The following is a 20466-nucleotide window of genomic DNA, read 5'->3' on the forward strand; positions in this document are numbered from 1 at the left end:
GACGCCGGCAGTGAAAAGGCGTATCGGTGGCTCTGGTGGGTCGAATCGACGAAACGTTCAGGTTTTCAGCCCACTCCCGGTCAGCGGCACCACTACGTCCTCGTCGGGGGCGATGGCCCCCCGGTCACGGAGCATCTCGAGCGCAGCTGGGGCGACCGCACACGTCGGCTCGGTGTAAAAGCCCGCGGCGTGGAGTCGGTCGAGTGCCGCGTCGCCAGCTGCCTCGGTGACCGCGACCGCGTCACCGCCCGTCTCGGTCACGGCTGTGCGGAGCGCCGAGAGTCGAACCGGTTCGGTGATCTGGATCCCGTCTGCGGCCGTGTTGTGGTCGCTCGCCGGGCTCGCTTCCTCGGGGCCGTGAAGGGCACGAACGAGTGGGGCTATCCCAGCCGCCTGGGCCGCGTACAGCCGCGGGCACTTGTCGATCCAGCCGGCCCGTTCGAGCCGTTCGAACCCCCAGTGTGCGCCGAGCAGGAGGGTGCCGTGACCGACCGGGACTACGACCGCGTCGGGGGCCGACCAGTCCCGTTGGTGGGCGATCTCGTAGGCGACCGTTGCGGTCCCCTCAAAGAACGCCGGGTTCCAGGCGTGGCTCGCGTACCACGCGCCACCTGTCGCGTCGTCCGTCGCATCACTCGTCCCTGCAGCCACGTCAACTGCACCCTCGACCGCGTCGATACACGCCTCGGTGACGGCTCGACGATCCCCCTCGATTCGAACCGGTGTCGCGCCTGCCCGGCGGATTGCACGAAGCTTCGCCGGCTTCACGTCCGCGGGAACGTACACTTCAGCATCGATGCCCGCGCGGGCGGCGTACGTCGCGATTGCGGCGCCCGCGTTGCCCGAGGAGTCTTCAACGACCCGGTCGACACCGAGCTCGCGGGCGCGAGTGAGTGCCGTCGTCGCGCCTCGGTCTTTGAACGACCCCGTTGGGAACACGTACTCGAGTTTGAACGCGGCGTCCCACCGGGGCGCCTCGACGAGCGGCGTCGCCCCTTCGCCGAGTGTCACGCGGTCGTGCGGGTCGTCGCCGACCGCGAGAAACGGCGCGAACGCCCACAGTCCTGTACGGGTGTCGAGTGCCGACGGCTTCGGTGGGCCCGTCGACGGCGTCGGCGGGTCGTCAAATCGGAGCGGAGCGCCGCATCGGCACCGCCACCGATCGTCGACGACCGTGCCGCAATCTGGGCACGCGAGTGGCCTCGGGGTGGTGGCCCCGCACTCGTCGGTCGGAGTGGTGCCCGCAGCCGTGTGGTCGTCGGTTGGGTCGGTCATCGTTCAGTACCGATCGACGTTCGTCCCAACCGAACAGACGTACTCACCGGCTGCGACCTGCGGGAGACGACGGGTTCGCCAGAAGACGCCATCGGCGTCGGCGGTCACCCGGCCCCGCTGCTCGCCGAACGCGTCCGTCACCGCAAACAACGTATCGCCGGCGCTCACGCGGTCACCGAGATCGGCCTCGAACCGGATGAGTCCGCCGGCTGGTGCGCCGTACTGGTCGAATCCTCGCGCACGAGTCTGTGACTCGGTAGTCGTCTCACCGGGGAGAAAGCCGTAGTGTCGTAAGACGTTGAACATCCCGTCGACCCCGTACTGGATCGACTCCTCGTCCCAGCCGACACAGCCGCCGAGCTCCGGGTCTATCGTCGGGATCCCCTGGTCGGGCCCCGCCCGTGCCAACTGACCGTCTGGTCCTTTGATGTCGAGGACGTGCCCACAGCCGAACACCTTTGCGAGTTCGAGACAGTCGCCGTGGAGGTGGTGGCGTACGCCACACCGAACCCGCGTCTCGTTTATCATCCGGCTCGTCGACCCCTGATGGAGGTCGACGATGAGGTCGGCGCGCTTGGCGACCTGAAACGTCTCGTGGGCGATCCGCTCGCTCGTCGTTCCCTCCGGATCACCCGGATACCCGCGATTCATCTTGCGATCGTCGATGGGGTTCCGGTGTTCTGCGACTTGGAACGCGAAGTAGTTCACGATGCCGACGACGAGGATCGCACCGGAGAGGTCGGACGGGTCAATCTGCGGGACGACGCGGCGAACCACACCGAGTCCGTTGAGTTCGTCGCCGTCACTGACCGCCTGCATGTAGAGCGTCTGGCCATCTTCAGCGCCGTTGATCACGGCCACGGGGAGTCGCACCGGGCTCCCGTCCCGCATCTCGCCAACCTCAAGACGGCCCGTGTCCGTCTCTCCGGGCGGCGCCCGCGCCGTTCCCAGCGTAATCATTACTGAAGCCTGGGCCGGTGGGCCCTTTATCGGTTCGATCCGCCCGTCGAATCGGCGGCTCGGTGGATTCAAACGATCGGCGGCCGAGCCGACATCTATGTCCGGTGCCGGCGACGTCGATCTCCTCAACCCGTTCCGGCAGCTCCGCGCGTTCCCCCGGGACGTACTCGTATTGTCGCTCGCGATGTTCGCGTTCAGCCTCGGCTTTCAGATGACGGGTCGGTACCTCCCCGAGTACCTCACTGCGCTCGGCGCGAGCGCGTTTGTCGTCGGCCTCTACGGCACGCTCGGCAACGTCGTCGGAGCGGTGTACCCGTACCCCGGTGGGCGGCTCTCAGATCGAATCGGGTCGCGAGTCGCGCTCACGTTGTTTGGAGTGGCCTCAAGCCTCGGCTTTCTCGTCTGGCTCGTTGCGCCGACAGTCGGGTCGATCCGGGTCGGTGGGGTCACCGTCGAGCCGTGGGCCTGGATCTTCGTGGGGCTCTTGCTCGCACAGGCGTGGAAATCCTTCGGGCTTGGCGCGACGTTCGCCGTCGTCAAGCAGGCGGTGCCGCCGGACCGACTCGCCCGCGGCTTCGCGAGCACGGAGGTGTTTCGCCGCACTGCGTTCCTCCTCGGCCCGCTGCTCGCCGCGGGGATCCTGTACGGCGCCGCGACGTTCACCGCCGGATTCCGGGCAATCCTCGCAGTCGCCGTTGGAGCCGGTGTGCTCGCCACGATCGCTCAGCACTGGCTGTACGACGCGAGCGAAGACACGATCGGCGACGAGTTCACAGGTATCACAGGCGTCGTCGCGGATCTCCGTGGGCTCCCCTCGACGCTTCGACCACTCCTCGTCGCCGATACGCTCGTGCGGTTTGCCAACGGGATGGTGTACGTCTTTTTCGTGCTCGTGGTGACCCAGCTGCGTGAGGTGGGTGTCTCGGCGTTCGGGCTCTCGCTCTCGCCGCCGGTGTTTTTCGGTGTTCTTCTGGCCATCGAGATGGTCGTGGCGCTCGTGTCGATGCCGCCAGCGGCTCGGCTCGCTGAGTCCGTCGGACTCAAACCTGTTGTCGCGCTCGGCTTCGCAGTGTACGCGATCTTCCCCGTATTGTTGATCCTCGCGCCGGCGGACCCGGTTATATTCGGTCTCTTGTTCGCGCTCTCTGGACTGCGGTTTGCGGGCTTGCCCGCACACAAGGCGCTCATCGTCGGCCCGGCAGAGGCCGGTGGTGGCGGGCGCGTGTCCGGGTCGTACTACCTTGTCCGCAACGCGGTTGTGATCCCGAGTGCCGCACTCGGTGGCCTGTTGTACGGCGGCGTCACGCTCCCGACGGGCGTTGAGGTCGGCGGCGACCCTATACTCGCGTTCGCCACAGCGAGTGCGATCGGTCTCATCGGCGTGGGATACTTTCTGTTGTTCGGCGAGGAGTACGACGCCTACACGTGAGCGAGGTGAGCCTGCTGCGTCGCCCGCGAGCGAGCGTCGATCGTGAGCGAGTTCGGCCGGCTGACCAGTACCGGTCTGACGACACGATTATTGACCCGCCGGTCGTACGTGGTCACGACAGATGGCGTCCGACACCGGCCACGACGACGCACAGTACCTCGCCGGCTCGCCGGTGCGGGTTGCGATCCTCCGGACACTCGACCACGAGCCGCGCCGGCCGGCGGCGACCACCGAGGCGGTCGACGCGACCCGAACGACCGTCGGTCGGATCCTATCGGGGTTCAGAGAGCGGAACTGGGTGGTTAAACGAGACGGGGCGTACCGACTGACGCCGACCGGCAAGCGAGTCTACGATGCGTACGAAGCGCTTCTTGGGGAGATCGATCGAGCCGACCGCTACGGTCAGTTTGCCGCCGAGCTAGAACGGGTCGGGGCTGGATTCCCTGCGGCGGGGCTCGAGAGCGGCACGCTTACAGCCGCAACCGACCGGGACCCTTTTGCAGCGCTCGACCAGGTGATCGAGCTGGTTCGAGCAGCTGGCGGATCACGAGTCCGTGCGGTTTCGCCGATCGTCACCGCACAGTACAACGAGGCGGCCGCAGCTGCCCTTGAGCGCGGGGCAAGCGTTGAGCTCGTCGTCGATCGCGACGTCGTCGAGACGTCTCTCGCGGAGTTCGGTCCCGCGACCGATCGGGCACTCACCGACGACGACACCAGTGTGTACGTCACGCCCGATAGGATCGGGTACGGTTTGTTCCGCCGTGACGATCTGGCGTGTGTGATCGCGTACGATGCGTCGAACAACCCGCGATGTGCACTCGAGTCGCGCGACCCGGTAGTGCTTGAGTGGGCCGACGACCGGTTCGAGCGGCTCGTCGAGTCTGCGACGCCGCTATCGGCGGTCGTCGCAGACTCGTGAGCTGAGCGGCTAGAAGGCTGACGGCGCCCGACGCTGATGCTTCTTGATGACGGCTGGGGACACTCTCACCGATCGGATCGGTCGCTGTCGGTATCTCGGCACCCCTGCTCGTCTGGGTCGAAGTTCGTCGGGACGACCGTCGGGTGGTCGATACCGATCGAGGAGTTTGTGGCTGCCATTGGTCTACCACTAGATAGTGATTCCGCACCGAAAAAATTACCCATGCGCATAACACATCGGAGCGGGCGGCAGCGATGTGTGTGAGTTATTGGATGTGCTCGTCGTAGAGCGCCTGGGCGTGTTCGATCGCGTCGGTTGCCGCGGCTTTGTCTTCCCAGCCGAGCGTCTCGACTTCCTTGTCGGCCTCGAGGTTCTTATACGTCGAAAAGAACTCGTCTATCTCGTCGCAGATTTGTTGGGGGATGTCCTCGAGGTCTTCGATGTGGTCGAACCGTGGGTCCTCTGTTGGGACCGCGATCACTTTGTCGTCCTGCTCGCCGTCGTCGTCCATCCGCATCAGTGCGACTGGGCGCGCCTCAACCACACAGCCGGGGAAGGTGGCGTCTTCGACGAGCACCATGACGTCGAAGGGATCCTCGTCGTCGTAATACGACTGCGGAATGAAGCCGTAGTCGTAGGGGTAGTGGACGTTCGAGTGGAGCACGCGGTCGAGGACGATGCCGGGGACGTCTTTGTCGTACTCGTACTTGTTGCGCTCGCCTTTCAGACACTCGACGACAGCGTAGATCTCTTCGGGGGCGTTCGGGCCCGTCTCGAGGTCTTCCCAGAGATTCACCATGTGTCCGTCACTCTGCGCAAGGCGTGCAAAATCCTTTCGGGATTGGGTGCTAGACGAGAGGGACGTCTTTGAGGTCGATCGGGCTCCGAGTTCCTCATACGTGTGTGACGATGGCAGTGTGATCGAGACGACTCCGAGATACCCGGACACAATTTTCAGCCACACCCTCCCTCATACGTGTGTGACGATGGCAATGTAATCGAGACGACTCCGAGATACCCGGACACCAATTACCGCCACACCCTCCCCAACCGATTCGCTCGGTCGCTTCGCTCCCTCGCTCATCCCTCGCACGCGCTCGCGGGCCCCCTTCGGCGACCCGCGAGGCGCGCGCCACAGTGGTGTGTCACTCGCCGGTCTAGGGCCTGATTCACCCCTCCCATCTGATGAGAGATCGATAGTCTCTCCCTATTCTGCGGTGGCGCGCGCCTCGTGAGCGCGCCGGAGGCGGGCTCGCGAGCGCGTGCGAGGGGCGAACGAGTCGCCGCAGGCGGCGAGTGAGTCGGCTGGGGAGGGTGTGGCAGAACGTGGTGTCCGTGTGTCACGGAATCGGAGTGACGACACAACCGCCGCTACACAGGTATGAGAGGGTGTGGCAGAACGTGGTGTCCGTGTGTCACGGAATCGGAGTGGCCACACAGCAAATGACCCCTGCACTTACAGTACGCGGCGGTCTCTACACCGACGACCATGCGCGTACTCATAACCGGCGCGAACGGAACGGTCGGTAGCGCCATCCTTGACGAACTCGGCGACGACGACCGGTACGAGTTCACCCCACTCGACGTAGAGCCACACCCGGACCGGGAGACGGTCGTCGCCGACATCACTGACCGTGATTCGCTCCGCGAGCACTGTGAGGGCCACGACGCCGTGATCCACCTCGCGGCGGCCGTCGACCTCAGCGGCTCGTGGGAAACGATCCTCGAAACAAACATTATCGGGACATACAATGTGCTCCAGGCCGCCGCCGAGGCGAACGTCGAGCGGGTCCTGTTCGCCTCGTCGATCCACACAGTCGGGATGTACGAGATCGAGCGGGCACCAGAGATCTACGACCCAGACGACGACCTCGTCGTCTCACACACCGATCCGGTCCGGCCGGACAGTTTCTACGGGCTGTCGAAGGTGTTCGGCGAGGCGGCCGGGCGACTCTTCATCGAGAGTCAACAGAACCCGCTCGGCGAGCTCCACCCGACGTATGTGACGAACACCCGAGACGCCCCACAGCGGTTCTACTCGCTGCGGATCAAGACGGTCCTCGGCGACGCGTACGACCACCCATACGGCCTCGCAGAGATGGGCGTCGACGAGGGGTGGTGGGAGCGCGGGAGCAACGAGTACGCGTACATGGCCGACCGGCTCAAGTGCACGTGGCTCTCACACCGCGACCTCGGCCAGCTCGTCGACCGGTGTCTCACGGACGACACCGTCGCGTACGATGTATTTTGGGGCGTTAGCGACAACGACGGCACCTGGGTCGACACTACACACGCCCGCGACGTGCTCGGGTACGACCCCCAAGACAACGGCGCCGAGTGGGACGCGCCACCGGCAACCGAGTGAGCGCGGTCCGTGGGGAATACGTTTTTGTCGACTGGGCAGGCAAACGGTGTATGGTAGACACCGGGACGCTCGAGATCTTTCGGCACTCGCTAAAGAGCGTCGTCGAGGAGATGGGCGTCACCCTCCAGCGGACCGCCTACTCGACGAATATCAAGATCCGGCGCGACCACACGTGTGCGCTGTTCGACGCAGACCTCCGCCACATCGCCCAACACGACGTGGCACCCCAACACATCGGCTCGCTCGTCTCGGTGGTTCCCCGTCTCATCCCGGAGTGGGAGGACCGTCTGGAGCCCGGCGACGGCATCCTCGTCAACGACCCCTACGAGGGGGCGGTCCACCTCCCGGACGTGATGCTCATCTCGCCGCTGTACCACGAAGACCAGATCGTCGGCTACGCCGCTAACTCCGCACACCACGTCGACATCGGTGGCGGCACGCCCGGCGGAATTCCAAACGACAGCACCGAGCTGTACGCAGAAGGCATGATCATCCCGGGAGTACGGGCGGTCTCCGACTGGACGTACGACGAGAACGTACTCGGGCTTATTCTCCGAAACGTCCGCGAGCCGTCGATGCGACGCGGCGACTACCAGGCACAGCTGGGTGCGAACCGGATCGCCGACGATCGCGTGTCGGCACTGTACGACACACGCGGCACGGACGCAGTCGAAACCGCACTTGACGAGCTGCTCGCGTACACCGAGCGGCGGGTCCGAGCCGCCATCGAGTCGCTCCCGGACGGCACCTACACCGCCCGTGACGAGATGGACGGCGACGGGGTCACCGACGAACCCGTCGCGCTCGCGCTCGCGCTGACCGTCGATGACGACGAGCTGACGATCGACTTCACCGGCACCACAGCGGAGAACGAGGGGCCGCTGAACTGCACGCCGGCGATGGCGTTCGCCGGAACGATGGCGGTCGTCATGGCGTTCCTCGGCGAAGACCTCCCGAAGAACGACGGCTTCTATCGGCCGATCGAGACGGTTACCCCGGCCGGTACGATGGTGAACCCCTCACGCGACCGACCGGTAGCCGGCGGGTGGGAGATCGCGATGCGCGCCGGCGACCTCGTGACCAAGGCGTTCACCGAGGCCGTCCCCGAAGAGACCATCGCTGCGACAAAGGGGATCGTCTGTAACGTCGCCTACGGTGGCAACGACCCCCGCGACGACGGGGAGTACGTCTACTACGAGACTGTCGCGGGCGGGTACGGTGCCCGGGCCAAGATCGACGGCATGGACGCAGTCCAGACGCACTTTCAGAACACGGCCAACAGCCCGATAGAGGAGCTCGAAGCCGAGCTTCCGGTTCGAGTCCGCCGGTACGAGCTGATCCCCGACTCCGAGGGAGCGGGCCGAACGCGCGGCGGGCTCGGCGTCCGACGCGACCTAGAGTTCTACGACCACGAGGCGTCGTTCTCGTTGCTCACTGACCGGACCGAGTCGCGGCCGTGGGGTATCTTTGGCGGCCACGCGGCCCGCCCCGCACGGTTCTACCGGAACCCCGAGACGGCCGAGGAGACAACGCTCGCCTCGAAGTCGACGACAACGCTTGACCCCGGCGACGTGGTGAGCATTCAGACACCAGGTGGTGGCGGGTACGGCACTCCACTCGAACGCGACCCCGAAGCCGTCCTCGAAGACGTCCGCGACGGGAAGGTCTCGGTTTCGAAAGCAGAGGGGGCGTACGGCGTCGTCATCGCCGACGGCGAGCTCGACGCGGCCGCGACGGAGCGCTGTCGAGCCGCGCGTCGCGACGCGGCGACCCACGGAGGTGACCAACAGTGAGCGTCCGAATCGGCGTCGACACCGGTGGCACGTTCACCGACGTCGTCCTCTACGACGCAGCGACGAACGCCGTGTATACGACCAAGACGCCGTCGACACCGGGAGCGTTCGATGAGGGCGTGGTGAACGGCATCGATACGATCCTCGCGGAGACCGGTATCGATCCCGCGCGTGTCTCGTACCTCAGTCACGGCACCACGGTGGGCACTAACGCGGTACTCGAAGGCGAGTTCCCGGACCTCGGGTTGATAACGAACGAGGGGCTCCGTGACGTGCTCGAGATCGGCGACCAGACACGACCGTCGCTGTACGACCTCCAGGCGGAAACACCACCGAGCCTCGTCGATAGACGACACCGATACGGAGTTCCCGGGCGTATTGGCGCTGATGGTGCCGTCGTCGACGAGCTCGATGAAGCAGCGGTTCGCGCAGCCGCCCGCGACCTCGAGGCAGCCGACGTCGACTCAGTCGTCGTTTCGTTGTTGTTCTCGTATCTGACCGACGACCACGAACAACGGATCGGCGAGCTACTCGAATCCGAGACCGATCTTGAGTACGCGCTCTCATCGGCCGTCTACCCGGAGACACGCGAGTACGACCGAACTGTCACCACCGTGTTGAACGAGGCGGTGAAGGTAACGATAAAAGACTACCTGCGCCGGCTTGACAACGGCGTGCGAGCGCGTGGCATCGACGCCCCGTTGAACGTGATGCACTCTGGCGGTGGAATATTCGGCACGACACAGGCGCGCGAGTTTGCGCTTCGAACCGTGCTCTCCGGCCCGGCGGCCGGAGCGGTCGCCTGTCGAGACGTCGCTCGGACGGAGGAGATTCCACACGCGATCGGCCTCGACATGGGAGGGACGAGCGCCGACGTGAGCATCGTCGAGCGAGGTGACATTGTCCGCTCGACGGAGGGTGAAATAACCGATCTGCCGATCAACACCCCGGTCGTCGATATCAACACTGTGGGTGCCGGCGGCGGAAGCATCGCGTGGATCGACGACGCCGGCGGACTCAGGGTGGGACCGAGGTCGGCGGGTGCTGACCCCGGACCGATCTGTTATGGACGCGGGGGAACGGAGCCGACGGTGACCGACGCCAACCTGGTCCTCGGGCGGATTGACCCCGACGCCTTCTTGCCAGACGACGTCACCGATGCGATCGAAACCGCCAGAGCGCGGTTTGCTGAGGCGATTGCCGAGCCGCTTGGAGTGTCTCTCGAGGAAGCGGCGACGAGTGTTGTCCAGATTGCGAACGCGAAGATGACACGAGAGATCCGCCGCGTCACCGTCGAACGCGGGCGCGACCCGAGCGAGTTTTCGCTCGTCGCCTTTGGCGGGGCGGGGCCGCTTCAGGCCGCGGCGATCGCAAAGCGAATGCAGATGGAGACGCTCGTCGTTCCGCGGAGTCCGGGTGTGTTCTCGGCACGGGGACTGCTCCTCGCAGACGTCCGCATGGACGAGTCACGTGCATACGCGGGACCCGACCGTGACCTCGAGCGAATCACCGACACACTCGAGACGCTCACCGAGAGGCTGCGGGGACGGTTCACAGAGCAGGGGTTCGACGCAGACGCGGTATCGTACACCCACCAGCTCGACCTTCGGTACGAGGGACAGGCGTACGAACTCACCGTGCCGCTTCCTGATGGCGCGCTTGACGCGGCGGCCGTGGAGACTGCGATGGACCGGTTCCACACCCACCACGAGCAGCGCTACGGGTACGCAATGCCCACAGAGCCGCTGGAGCTCGTGACGCTCCGTGTCGCGGGGACCGTCGAGACCCCGCCATTGTCCGATCCGGTCGCTGGGGCCGATGGACCGGTTGTGGTCGGCGAACGGTCGGTGTACTTCGATGAGCGCGGCTACCTCGAGACGCCGATCGTGGATCGGGAAGCACTTGCCATCGGCGACGAACTCGAAGGACCGGCGATCGTCGAGGAGCCCGGCTGTACCACTCTCATCTCGCCGGAGGCGACCGGCGTCGTCTCGCCCGCCGGGAACCTTCGCGTGGCGGTGCCTGCAGAATCCAACAAGTGAGGTCGGCCACCCGCACAAATCGAGGGGGTTAAATCGACAAACACTCTCTACCGTAAGGGGAAATGAACGACTTACGAACCGGACTGAGCTATGGCGACGTCCTCTTGATTCCGCACCGATCGCCTGTCGACAGCCGGAGCGACGTCGACCTCTCGACGAGCTTCACACCGTCTATCGACCTCGAGACGCCGCTCGTGTCGGCCGCGATGGACACCGTTACCGAATCCGACCTGGCGATCGCGCTCTCACAGGCCGGTGGGCTCGGGGTGCTCCACCGGTTTTTGACGCCCGACGAACAGGCCACACAGGTCGAGACGGTGACGGCGGCGAACGAACAGGTCGCTGCCGCCGTCGGGATCAACGAGGACCACGTCGCCCGTGCCGAGGCGGTCGTCGCGGCCGGCGTCGACGCGCTGGTTGTCGACGTGGCCCACGGCCACCTCGATCGGACGCTGTCGGTCGTCGCAGAGCTCGACGAAGCGTTCCCAGACACCGACCTCGTCGCCGGCAACGTCGCGACACCAGAGGGCGTCGAAGACCTCGCGGCCGCGGGTGCCGACTGCGTCAAGGTGGGGATCGGTCCGGGGTCACACTGTACGACGCGGAAGGTCGCCGGCGCCGGCGTCCCACAGCTCACCGCCGTTGACGACTGTGCGACGGCCGCCGACGCGGCCGACGTGACCATCTGTGCGGACGGCGGCATTCGCACCTCCGGCGACGCCGTGAAGGCGCTGATGGCGGGAGCCGACACGGTGATGCTCGGGAGTCTCTTCGCCGGAACGACAGAAGCACCGGGAACGGTCCTTGAGGTCGACGGGACACGGTACAAGCGCTCTCGTGGGATGGCAACGACGGCCGCCGCCGAGAAGCGCGACGACAAGGAGGCCGACGTGCGCGCAGACGAGGGCGTCGAGGCGCTGACCCCGTTCAAGGGGCCAGTCGCAGACGTCGTCGGAGAGTTTACCGCGGGTATTCAGTCGGGACTTTCCTACTGTGGCGGGCACACGATCGCTGCCGCCCGTGAGAAGGCCGAGTTCATCCGTGTCGCTCCGAGCGCGAAGGCCCGCGAGGGATACCACACCGACCACGACTGGGAGGGTGTCAGCGTCGAGAGCGGAGCCAACGAGGATGCGCCGGTTCACGTCGCCGACGACTGAGTCGGCTGAGATCACCCCGGGCGCCGATACTGTTGCCCCTGTGTGACGCCACCGTATCCGCGTGATATCACACCAAATGATGAGCGACGCTATTGGCCTCCTTGTTTCACCAATGTTATTACGTACCAATAGTACCTAGTAATATGCCGATCAGCGCGCGATTATCCGTCGTCACACGACCTCCGTCTGTATGGACCACAAAGAGACGAGAGATCCATACTAACGCGTCACCCACATTACGTGACAGTAGCCGGTGTGGTCACGAAAGAGGTGGCTGAGGTGGCCACAAACACTCTCCAGCGTCGACTCACCGATATGGGGCCGGCGTGGCTCGCGGGAGCGATCGCTGCCGGACCGGCGACTATCAGTGCGCTCGTCGCCGCCGGCGTCGGCTACGGGTACGACCTCCTCTGGGTTGTCGTCCTCTCGGCACCGGCGGGGTTCGTCTCCCTGCTCCTCGCAGCACGGCTCGCGACGCGCACAGAACGAGGGATCGTCCGAGTCGTTGAGCGCCGACTCGGAAATCGGTGGGCCTGGCTGCTCGTCGTCGACACAGTCGTCGTCTGTGGTGTCGCCCAGCTCCTCATTATGAAGGGACTCGCCGACGTGTCGGCGTCGTTGTTCGGACTCGACGCCCGGGTGTGGGGCGTACTCTGGGCGATAGTGTTGGCTATCGGGCTCGCTGGAGGTGGCTACCGGGTCGCCGAACTTGGCGCGAAGGCGATCGTCTCAGCAGTCGTCCTCGTGTTCGTCGCGACGCTCGCCGTCGCGCCGCCGGACCTCGGTGCCGCCGCGGCCGGCCTCGTTCCGTCGACGCCGCCCGGGGCAGCCGTCACCGCTGCCGGCGTCCTAGGCGGTGCGGTCCACGTCACGCTGATCACGATGCACACGTACACAGTCCGCGCTCGCGGATGGACCGCCGACGACGAGGGACTCGCACGATTCGATGCCGGGGCGTCGATGCTCGTCGCGTTCGGGGCCTACAGCCTCGCGATTTTCTTGGTTGTCGCGGGCGCACTCGGTGGGAGTGACGTCGCCCCACAGGCGGCCGCCGCGGCACAGGCACTGGCGCCAACTGTCGGTCCGGCCGCAGAGACGCTGTTTCTCGTTGGGATCCTCGGCGCGGCCGTCTCGACACTCGGCGGCAACACCGTCGTCGCACCGTTCCTCGTCGCAGACGCGTTAGAGTGGGAGCCGGCGGTCACAGACAATCGGTACCGAACACTGCTCGCCGGGACTGCGCTAGTGTCAGCCGTAGGGGCGTTCGTTGGCGGAAATTTCATTCCGCTGCTCGTCCAAGCGTTGGCACTCGGGCTAGCCGGCACGCCGTTCGCGCTCGCGCTGGTGATAGTACTCTTGTACGATATTCCCGGGGAACGTCCCGGAACACTCCTCTCGGCGGCGGGTACCGCCGTGCTCGCGGTCACGACGATAACCGCCGGGAACGCCGTCCGACAGACAGCGACGGGGCTCCGCGACGGCATCACGCCGGTGCCGGCGCTCGTCGTCGTTTTTGCCGCCGCGCTCGGGCTCGCCACGCTCGCGCTTCTTGCACGGTTCGTGCGCGAGCTCCTCGCCGACGCAGGCGCCATCCGACAGCCGGCTGATTGACCGCCCGCAACGAGTGGCCACCTCGTGGCTACTGCTCGACGCGGTCTGACGGTTGATCGGTTGGATCGTCTTCACCCGGAGCCGTAGAACCCGACGCGGTTTTCTGAAGCCGCGACGGGAGGAGGCCGCGCAGCAGCGAGCCGACCAGCCGGCCGGGATCGAGGAGGTACTGCGGGAGGACGACCATCGCCACCGAGACGACAAGGAGCCCGCCGCCGAGCGCGACGTGTCCGTCAAGTAGGCGTACGACTGCATAGTTTGCGAGCGGCAGCGCAAACACCAGCGAGGCGGCCAGCCCAATCGTATCGAGTATGCCGAGTCCCATCGACACAGCCTGTACCACCCCCGCCGAGATAAGCCCACGGGAGCGGGCGGCGATCCCAGAACGGCTATCCGTTTTGCGGACCCACAGCCGGTATGTTCACCGGCATCGTCGAGCGAACCGGGACGGTCCGTGCACGGACCGAGACAGACGACGGCCTCCGGATCCGCGTCGGCGTCGATGGGTTCGACGACCTCCATCACGGCCAGTCGATAAGCGTCAGCGGGGTCTGTCTGACGGTCGAAGCACACGGGCGCGTCGAGGCCGAGAGCGAGGGAGCGGTGACGTCGACCGGCGACGCGACGTCGACTGGAGACCCCGGGTCGTCGGCCGAGCAGTGGTTCGAAGTGTTCCTCGCGAGCGAGACGGTCGCAAAGACGTACCTCGGCCAGGTCGCGGTCGGTGACGTTGTCAATCTCGAGCGCGCGATGCCTGCAGATGGACGATTCGACGGCCACGTAGTCCAGGGGCACGTCGACACAGTCGCGACAGTTCGCGCCATCGAGCAGGTTGGTGAAGACTGGCGGTTTACGTTTTCGATTCCCGACGCACACGTCGACCATCTAGTCGATAAGGGTTCGGTGGCGATCGATGGCATCTCGCTCACGGTCGCCGAGAAGGGCACAGGCAAGTTTGACGTCGCTATCATTCCGACGACGTACGAGTTGACGACACTCTCTGAGAAGGCCGCCGGCGATCCGGTTCACCTCGAGGTCGACGTGATCGCGAAGTACGTCGAAACCATGCTCGAGGGATACACAGAGCCTTGAGTGAGAGACAAGCGGTCGGCTACGCCGACGACGTCGGGGACGCATCCTTTGCGGCCGCGACCGTCTCGCGGACGGCGTCGACCCCTTGCTCATGGAGGAGGTCACCGACCACGATCACATCGCTGTGGGCCGCCATCTCAGCCGCGGAGTCGTAGTCGTGAATGCCGCCGCCGTAAAATAACGTTGCGTCTGCTATTGCATCGTGGGCCGCCCCGACGACCGCTGGGTCGCCGTAGGTGCCGGAGTACTCGAGGTAGACGATTTCTTGGCCGAACATGCGCTCTGCAACTGTTGCGTACGCCGCGACGTCATCAGCGTCGAGCGCGCAGTCCGCGTCGGTTAGTTCGGCGACCGAGGCCTCCGGGTTCAATACGATGTACGCCTCCATGTGCGTTCGGTCCCAGTCGAGGTCGTCGATACGAACCCACTCTTTGTGCGCGCCCGTGATCCACATCGGGTCACCGGCGTTGAACACCGTAGGGATGAGGTACCCCTCGAGTGCGGGCGAGTCAACGACGACCGCCGGGTTCGACGGCTCTTGGTAGAGCGGGACGTCGTACGCAGCCGCAGCGTCGACGACGCGCGTCATCTTCTCAGCGGTGATGTCGAGTGTCCCCCCAATCTCGATCGCGTCGGTACCGGTCTGACAGACGTCCTCGAAGGTCTCTCCCTCACAAAGCGGCTTGTCCGGGTCGACCTTCAGCACGTGGTCCCAGTCGTCCCACGGTGTGCTCATCGAGTGAGCGTCCACCGGGGGAAGCCAAAAAGGTACGGAACCAGGTCGTCGGGACAGAATCGGGGCAGTAGGCGACCAGTTAAGTATCAGAACGAAACCACGTGGCGTATGCCTGCTACCCCCGACGACCGCGAATCGACGGCGACGCACGATCGGCTTGCCGACCGGCTCGATGCGGTTGAGCGCGCACTCACCGGCAGTGACCGGTCTGTGGAGTCGATCGCCGACGAGGCGGCCGCCGCTGACGAGCGGGCGTCGCTTGCAGATCGACTCTCGGCGCTGGAATCCCGCGTCGACGAGCTCGAAGCGGCGACCCAAGCCGTTCGAGGCTACGCGGGTGCCATTCGTGCCGTCAACCGAGACGTCGAACGACGTGCAGAGCTTGCACTCGCACGAGCAACGGCCGCACACGAGGGATACGCAACCGATCGCGACGAGGCCCTCCTCGAAGAATGTCGACTCGAAGAGGGCGACGCGCTCGTCGACAGGACGGCGCTCGCGGCCGCGGTCCCGACGACCAATCACCACGCCGGTGCTGTGGCCTCCGACGACGAGTCCGACCATGACGCGCCTGCAGCCGACGACCTGGACTCGGTGACGAGCCGTGCACTGGATCGACTCCGTGAGCGCGTCTGAGTCCCGACTACCGGGTCGCATCGCGGTCAAGCATGACGGCCATCGCGGACGATGGTGATCCGCGTCGTCGCTGCTGTCCTGCTCTCAGTCGCGTTGCTTTCGGTCTCGATGCCTGCGATCGATAACGCCAGGGTGACGACCTCGACGGAGCGGGTCGAGACGACGGCGGACCGGATCGAACGCGCTGCGGCCGGGCTGGCGGCTAACTCGGTTGCAGTCACCGATCCGGCCTTCGCTGGGCGGTCCGTGCTCGTTGTCACCGCCCCGAGCGGGTTCACTGCCGCTTCGATCGACCGGTTGCGGATCGTTGACGCCTCAGCGAACACAACCCAATCCGATACGGACGGTGTCCGGCTCGTCTACCGGTTCCGGCACGGCTCCCTCCGGACGGTCCATATCCCGCCACCGACCGACACGGTCGACGTGGACGTCGCCGGCGAATCGGTGCCACTTCGGACGAGTGGAGAGAGTCGACTCGTGCTCCGACTCGTCGAGACGGACGGTCCGACCGTCCGCATCGCCAGAGATCGGTGAGCGAACGAGGTGGCGATGAGCGTCGTTCACCGACCCATCTGCCACCTCGTGACCGCCTACCGGCGGCCGCATTTCACGATGCCATCTCGGCTCAGTCCGGCGTGGGCGACGAGTTATATACCATACCGCGACCAGGTGCCGCATGCTGCCCGACCTCTCGTTGCGCTCTGCATCACCGAGCGACGGTTCGTGTGACTGTGTGACGTCGTTCTCCCGTCCGGTCGGGACGGGCGTCGATGACCGGGTCGTGCTGTCGGTCGACGCGACCACGTGTGCGGGTCGGGGGGATCTCGCTGTCAGCCCGGCGTGTCTCGCCACCGTGGTCAAGGCGCTCGCCGAACGCGACGCCGACATCGTGCGGACCAGATGTGCAGGCGTCGAGCGGACGTACGCAGGGCGAGCCACGGCGTGTTTGGTCGCCGCCGGACGGTTTCACGAACAGATCGCGTTTCACGAGACGCGCCTCGCCAATCGGGTACAGCAGGATCCGGTCGGGGCGACGCGCGAGGCAGCCGGGCGAGCCGGACCCGCGAGTCGAATCGTAGCTGAGACCGGCCTCGAAGTCGCCGTCGGCGACGCCACAGAGACGGCCGCGGTGATCCGCGCCCACGTCGGTCCGACCGTGGCGTCCACGCGTATCGCCGCCGACCCACCGCCGAGCGCCGCGCTCGTCGATCGATGGGAGCTCGAAACGGGCGCAGTCGTACGACAGTACGAAGCGCGTTCGGACACTCTCCCGACGTACCACCTCACCCCACCGTGGGCAGCCTTCGGCGACGACGACCTCGCGGTGCTCGCTGCCGCGGCTGAACGGCTACTCGCGGACCCCGTCGGTGGAGACAGAGCACCGGGGAGGGCGGTTCGGGCGGTCGCAGATGAGTCGGACCCGGTACCTGAACTCGTCGAGGTGCTCCGTCGGCACACACGGGGATACGGCGCGTTCGAGCACGTGTTCGCCGACGAGCGGGTGAGCGACGCGACAGTGTCGGCGCCGGTCACGGCGAATCCACTCCGCGTCGTGCTCGATGGCGAGCGCTGTCGGACGAACGTTCGATTACCGCCGGCGGGTGCGGCGACGCTTGCCTCACGACTCCGCCGGACGAGTGGTCGGGCGTTCTCACGGGCGACACCGGTACTCGACGCGTCGATCGACGCCGAGTCTGGGACGGTGCGGGTGGCAGCGACCACGGCACCGGTGAGCGACGGCCTCTCGTTTACCTTCCGGCGCGGCACCCCGGAGGCGTGGACACTCGGACGGCTCATCGGATCCGGGACACTCACGCCCGAGGCGGCCGGACTCCTCGCGGTTGCCGTCGAACGCGGTGTCGCCGGGCTCGTTGCCGGAGGCCGCGGCGCCGGAAAGACCACCACGCTCGGAGCACTCTTGTGGGAGCTCCCGGCGAGCACGCGGGCAATCCTGATCGAAGACACACCCGAGCTCCCCGCGGACGCGCTCACGACGGCCGGAAGAGATGTCCAGCGACTCAGCGTCGGCGACAGTACTGGACTGGGGGCGGGCGAAGCAGTGCGGACTGCACTCCGGCTCGGGAGCGGGGCGCTGGTCGTCGGGGAGGTTCGAGGACGAGAAGCCACCGCACTCTACGAGGCGATGCGGGTCGGTGCCGCGAGCGAGACGGTCCTCGGAACCATCCACGGAGAGAGTCCAAGGGCGGTCGAAGAGCGTGTTGTCACTGACCTTGGCGTCCCACCCTCGTCGTTCGCCGCGACGGATCTCCTCGTCGTGATCGATGCCCACCGGGTGGAGTCGATCACGGAAGTGACCGGCCACGGCGACGAGATCGGGTTCGATCCGTTGTTCGAGCGAGGTGCCGAGGGGCTTGTGCCGACGGGACGGGTCGATCGCGGCGAGAGCCGGCTCGTCGCCTCGCTCGCCCGAACCACCGAATCGTACGCGGACGTCCGCGAGCACATCGCACAGCGAGTCGATGGGTTCACAACCGCCGTCGAGAGCCGTCGGATCGAGACCACACGGTTGGAGGCCGACCGATGACACAAGACACCACACAACGTGTCGAGCGACTGGAAAGAACTGTCACGCGAGCCGTCAAAATCGCACGGGCCATTGCCGGCGGCACGCACGGCACCGGCCACGAAGACACCGCAAACAGGGGATCGACCGAGCTCCACAGAGCGATCGGCTTCCTCGGGTGGCATCGCGACGCCGCGTGGGTCATCAACACGGGATATCGGGTGGGGATAGTCGTAGGAGGACTCGTATTCGTTCTCGCCACCGTGCTCGCCGGTCCGCTCATCGGACTCCTCGTTAGTACCGCCCTCGGACTTGCGACGACGCACGCCGCCCACCGGGTACCAGTATGGCTCGCCACACTTCACCGGACGCGGGCCCTCGGGGCAGCACCCGGACTCGTCGGCCGCCTGGTGTTGTGCATGCGGCTTGACCCGTCGACCGAGCGGGCCGTTCGATTCGCCGCGAGAACCGGACGCGGTCCGCTCGCGCGAGCGCTTGCCCGCCACGAACGCCGGAGTGTGAACGCACCGACGAGCGGACTCCGATCGTTCGCACACGAGTGGCGCGAGTGGTTTCCGGCGATCGAACGCGCGTCGACGCTCCTTCGCACTGCAGCGGCCGCACCACCAGCACGGCGCGGGCGGTCACTCGACCGTGCACTCGAGGCGACGCTCACGGGAACAACGGAGCGGCTGGCGGCATTCGTGGGCACAGTTGAGGGACCGGTGTCGGCGCTGTACGCCTTCGGAGTGTTGATACCACTCGCATTCGTCGCGCTGTTACCGGCCGCGGCCGCCTCTGGCGTGCCGCTTCCGGCATCGGTCGTCGCTGGCGTCTACCTCGTCGCCCTCCCCACCGCGCTGGTGGCAGCAGGTGCGTGGCTGCTCGCGAAGCGACCGGTCGCTTTCCCGCCGCCACAGATCGGCGCCGATCACCCAGCAGTGCCGGACCACCGACCACACGCCATCGTCACTGGGGCGATTACTGCGACCGGGGCTGGCGTCGCGACGGCAGCGGGTGTAGCCCGATGGGCCGCACCGGTCGGTGCCGCCGGCGTCGGAATCGGAGCCGCGTTACTCGTGGCCGTCCGGCCACGTCGGGTTGTTCTCGCGAGTGTCAACGAGACCGAATCCGGGCTGCCGGACGCGATGACGATCATCGGTGGCGCAGTCGCTGAAGGGGTCGCAGTGGAACGAGCGATCGCGAGCGCCGGTGACCGGCTCACCGGAGCGACCGGCGATCTCTTTGCCCGCGCCGGCCGCCGTAGCGACACGCTCAGAGTCGACGTCCGTGAGGCGTTCGTCGGCGAGGGTGGACCGGCAAGGACGGTTCCATCACCGCGGGTCCAAGGGGCCGTCGCGTTATTGGCCATCGCGGCGCGCGAGGGCCGGCCGGCCGGCGACGTGGTGTTGGAACTCGCCGATCAGCTCGAACGGCTCCGAGGGCTCGAGCGCGACGCACGCCGACAGCTGGCGACGGTAACAGGGACGCTCTCGAACACTGCGGCGGTGTTCGCACCGCTCGTTGGCGGCGCAACCGTCGCCCTTGCGACCGGTATCGACGCGGCGGGCGTCGATGGTCTTCACTCACTCTCTGCTGGCGGTAGTGGGGCCGCCCCGTCGGGCGGGGGCGGGCTCGGTGGTTTCACATCGGATGCGGCTACGAGCGATGGTGACGGGTCCCGCCCGCTACCGGTGCCGGTGCTCGGCCAAATCGTCGGGACGTATACGCTCATCCTTGCGGTAATCCTCACCAGCCTCTCGACTGGACTCGAGCGAGGGTTTGACGCAACACTCGTGGCCTATCGCATCGGAATCGCGCTGCCGACCGCGACAGTCACTTACTTTGTCGCGTTCGTCGCGGCTGGGCTGTTGTGGTGACTAAAACCGAGCGACGGTGGTGATTGCGGCCGACAGCTTATATACAG

At 66.2% G+C, this 20466-nt stretch carries 17 protein-coding genes; 12 read left to right on the plus strand and 5 right to left on the minus strand.

The genetic code is table 11. The annotated features are described in order from the left end of the window. Positions 1-57: 57 nt before the first annotated feature. Both ACWUI7_RS08130 and ACWUI7_RS08135 read right to left on the minus strand, forming a co-directional pair. Positions 58-1275, minus strand: a complete 1218-nt coding sequence (locus tag ACWUI7_RS08130) for a pyridoxal-phosphate dependent enzyme (RefSeq protein WP_496641718.1) — start codon at positions 1273-1275, stop codon at positions 58-60. A 3-nt stretch (positions 1276-1278) separates the two neighbouring features. Continuing rightward, positions 1279-2235, minus strand: a complete 957-nt coding sequence (locus tag ACWUI7_RS08135) for a succinylglutamate desuccinylase/aspartoacylase family protein (RefSeq protein ID WP_496641719.1) — start codon at positions 2233-2235, stop codon at positions 1279-1281. Between the two features lie 97 nt (positions 2236-2332). On the opposite strand from ACWUI7_RS08135, the gene ACWUI7_RS08140 reads away from it, so the two are divergent. Together ACWUI7_RS08140 and ACWUI7_RS08145 are read left to right on the plus strand one after the other, a co-directional pair. Further along, complete coding sequence (locus tag ACWUI7_RS08140) at positions 2333-3664, plus strand: MFS transporter (protein WP_496641720.1); 1332 nt, start codon at positions 2333-2335, stop codon at positions 3662-3664. 121 nt (positions 3665-3785) lie between these two features. Further along, a complete protein-coding gene (locus ACWUI7_RS08145; RefSeq protein WP_496641721.1) occupies positions 3786-4583 on the plus strand; it encodes a helix-turn-helix transcriptional regulator in 798 nt (265 codons plus the stop codon). A gap of 265 nt (positions 4584-4848) precedes the next feature. Here ACWUI7_RS08145 and ACWUI7_RS08150 read toward each other — a convergent pair whose 3' ends face one another. Next, entirely contained in the window at positions 4849-5382 is a 534-nt protein-coding gene (locus ACWUI7_RS08150; RefSeq protein ID WP_496641722.1) for an inorganic diphosphatase, read from the minus strand. Between the two features lie 690 nt (positions 5383-6072). On the opposite strand from ACWUI7_RS08150, the gene ACWUI7_RS08155 reads away from it, so the two are divergent. From ACWUI7_RS08155 to ACWUI7_RS08175, 5 genes are all read left to right on the plus strand, one after another. Next, positions 6073-6948 carry an NAD-dependent epimerase/dehydratase family protein gene (locus ACWUI7_RS08155; RefSeq protein WP_496641723.1) on the plus strand — a complete coding sequence of 292 codons (876 nt, stop codon included), beginning with the start codon at positions 6073-6075 and terminating at the stop codon, positions 6946-6948. Between the two features lie 50 nt (positions 6949-6998). After that, positions 6999-8741 carry a hydantoinase B/oxoprolinase family protein gene (locus ACWUI7_RS08160; protein WP_496641724.1) on the plus strand — a complete coding sequence of 581 codons (1743 nt, stop codon included), beginning with the start codon at positions 6999-7001 and terminating at the stop codon, positions 8739-8741. Next, a complete protein-coding gene (locus ACWUI7_RS08165) occupies positions 8738-10783 on the plus strand; it encodes a hydantoinase/oxoprolinase family protein (RefSeq protein ID WP_496641725.1) in 2046 nt (681 codons plus the stop codon). The genes ACWUI7_RS08160 and ACWUI7_RS08165 overlap by 4 nt, the downstream gene beginning before the upstream one ends. 62 nt (positions 10784-10845) lie before the next feature. Next, the gene (locus ACWUI7_RS08170) at positions 10846-11940 is read left to right on the plus strand and encodes a guanosine monophosphate reductase (RefSeq protein WP_496641726.1); all 1095 of its coding nucleotides are present in this window, start codon (positions 10846-10848) and stop codon (positions 11938-11940) included. 315 nt (positions 11941-12255) lie between these two features. After that, positions 12256-13551: an NRAMP family divalent metal transporter gene (locus ACWUI7_RS08175; protein WP_496641771.1), complete on the plus strand. Its 1296-nt coding sequence runs from the start codon at positions 12256-12258 to the stop codon at positions 13549-13551. A gap of 28 nt (positions 13552-13579) precedes the next feature. Here ACWUI7_RS08175 and ACWUI7_RS08180 read toward each other — a convergent pair whose 3' ends face one another. Then, positions 13580-13876: a DUF7533 family protein gene (locus ACWUI7_RS08180; RefSeq protein ID WP_496641727.1), complete on the minus strand. Its 297-nt coding sequence runs from the start codon at positions 13874-13876 to the stop codon at positions 13580-13582. 92 nt (positions 13877-13968) lie between these two features. Between ACWUI7_RS08180 and ACWUI7_RS08185 the strand changes: the two genes are divergently transcribed. Continuing rightward, the gene (locus ACWUI7_RS08185) at positions 13969-14643 is read left to right on the plus strand and encodes a riboflavin synthase (protein ID WP_496641728.1); all 675 of its coding nucleotides are present in this window, start codon (positions 13969-13971) and stop codon (positions 14641-14643) included. 19 nt (positions 14644-14662) lie between these two features. On the opposite strand, the gene ACWUI7_RS08190 is transcribed toward ACWUI7_RS08185, so the two are convergent. Beyond that, entirely contained in the window at positions 14663-15379 is a 717-nt protein-coding gene (locus tag ACWUI7_RS08190) for a phosphoglycerol geranylgeranyltransferase (RefSeq protein WP_496641729.1), read from the minus strand. A gap of 108 nt (positions 15380-15487) precedes the next feature. On the opposite strand from ACWUI7_RS08190, the gene ACWUI7_RS08195 reads away from it, so the two are divergent. The 4 genes from ACWUI7_RS08195 (at position 15488) to ACWUI7_RS08210 (ending at position 20419) form a co-directional block, all read left to right on the plus strand. Further along, positions 15488-16015, plus strand: a complete 528-nt coding sequence (locus ACWUI7_RS08195) for a DUF7310 family coiled-coil domain-containing protein (protein WP_496641730.1) — start codon at positions 15488-15490, stop codon at positions 16013-16015. Between the two features lie 51 nt (positions 16016-16066). Beyond that, positions 16067-16549: a DUF7311 family protein gene (locus ACWUI7_RS08200; RefSeq protein ID WP_496641731.1), complete on the plus strand. Its 483-nt coding sequence runs from the start codon at positions 16067-16069 to the stop codon at positions 16547-16549. 142 nt (positions 16550-16691) lie between these two features. Further along, a complete protein-coding gene (locus tag ACWUI7_RS08205; RefSeq protein ID WP_496641732.1) occupies positions 16692-18560 on the plus strand; it encodes an ATPase, T2SS/T4P/T4SS family in 1869 nt (622 codons plus the stop codon). Continuing rightward, a complete protein-coding gene (locus tag ACWUI7_RS08210) occupies positions 18557-20419 on the plus strand; it encodes a type II secretion system protein (RefSeq protein WP_496641733.1) in 1863 nt (620 codons plus the stop codon). Before ACWUI7_RS08205 ends, ACWUI7_RS08210 begins: the two co-directional genes overlap by 4 nt. The last annotated feature ends 47 nt before the right edge of the window (positions 20420-20466 follow it).

The sequence above is a fragment of the Halorubrum orientale genome (assembly GCF_059623105.1).

Coding starts and splice junctions, on each gene's coding strand:
- ACWUI7_RS08130 (WP_496641718.1), bottom strand. CDS start 1,275: ATGACCGACCCAACCGACGACCACACGGCTGCGGGCACCACTCCGACC.
- ACWUI7_RS08135 (WP_496641719.1), bottom strand. CDS start 2,235: ATGATTACGCTGGGAACGGCGCGGGCGCCGCCCGGAGAGACGGACACG.
- ACWUI7_RS08140 (WP_496641720.1), top strand. CDS start 2,333: ATGTCCGGTGCCGGCGACGTCGATCTCCTCAACCCGTTCCGGCAGCTC.
- ACWUI7_RS08145 (WP_496641721.1), top strand. CDS start 3,786: ATGGCGTCCGACACCGGCCACGACGACGCACAGTACCTCGCCGGCTCG.
- ACWUI7_RS08150 (WP_496641722.1), bottom strand. CDS start 5,382: ATGGTGAATCTCTGGGAAGACCTCGAGACGGGCCCGAACGCCCCCGAA.
- ACWUI7_RS08155 (WP_496641723.1), top strand. CDS start 6,073: ATGCGCGTACTCATAACCGGCGCGAACGGAACGGTCGGTAGCGCCATC.
- ACWUI7_RS08160 (WP_496641724.1), top strand. CDS start 6,999: ATGGTAGACACCGGGACGCTCGAGATCTTTCGGCACTCGCTAAAGAGC.
- ACWUI7_RS08170 (WP_496641726.1), top strand. CDS start 10,846: ATGAACGACTTACGAACCGGACTGAGCTATGGCGACGTCCTCTTGATT.
- ACWUI7_RS08175 (WP_496641771.1), top strand. CDS start 12,256: ATGGGGCCGGCGTGGCTCGCGGGAGCGATCGCTGCCGGACCGGCGACT.
- ACWUI7_RS08180 (WP_496641727.1), bottom strand. CDS start 13,876: ATGGGACTCGGCATACTCGATACGATTGGGCTGGCCGCCTCGCTGGTG.
- ACWUI7_RS08185 (WP_496641728.1), top strand. CDS start 13,969: ATGTTCACCGGCATCGTCGAGCGAACCGGGACGGTCCGTGCACGGACC.
- ACWUI7_RS08190 (WP_496641729.1), bottom strand. CDS start 15,379: ATGAGCACACCGTGGGACGACTGGGACCACGTGCTGAAGGTCGACCCG.
- ACWUI7_RS08195 (WP_496641730.1), top strand. CDS start 15,488: ATGCCTGCTACCCCCGACGACCGCGAATCGACGGCGACGCACGATCGG.
- ACWUI7_RS08200 (WP_496641731.1), top strand. CDS start 16,067: ATGGTGATCCGCGTCGTCGCTGCTGTCCTGCTCTCAGTCGCGTTGCTT.
- ACWUI7_RS08205 (WP_496641732.1), top strand. CDS start 16,692: ATGCTGCCCGACCTCTCGTTGCGCTCTGCATCACCGAGCGACGGTTCG.
- ACWUI7_RS08210 (WP_496641733.1), top strand. CDS start 18,557: ATGACACAAGACACCACACAACGTGTCGAGCGACTGGAAAGAACTGTC.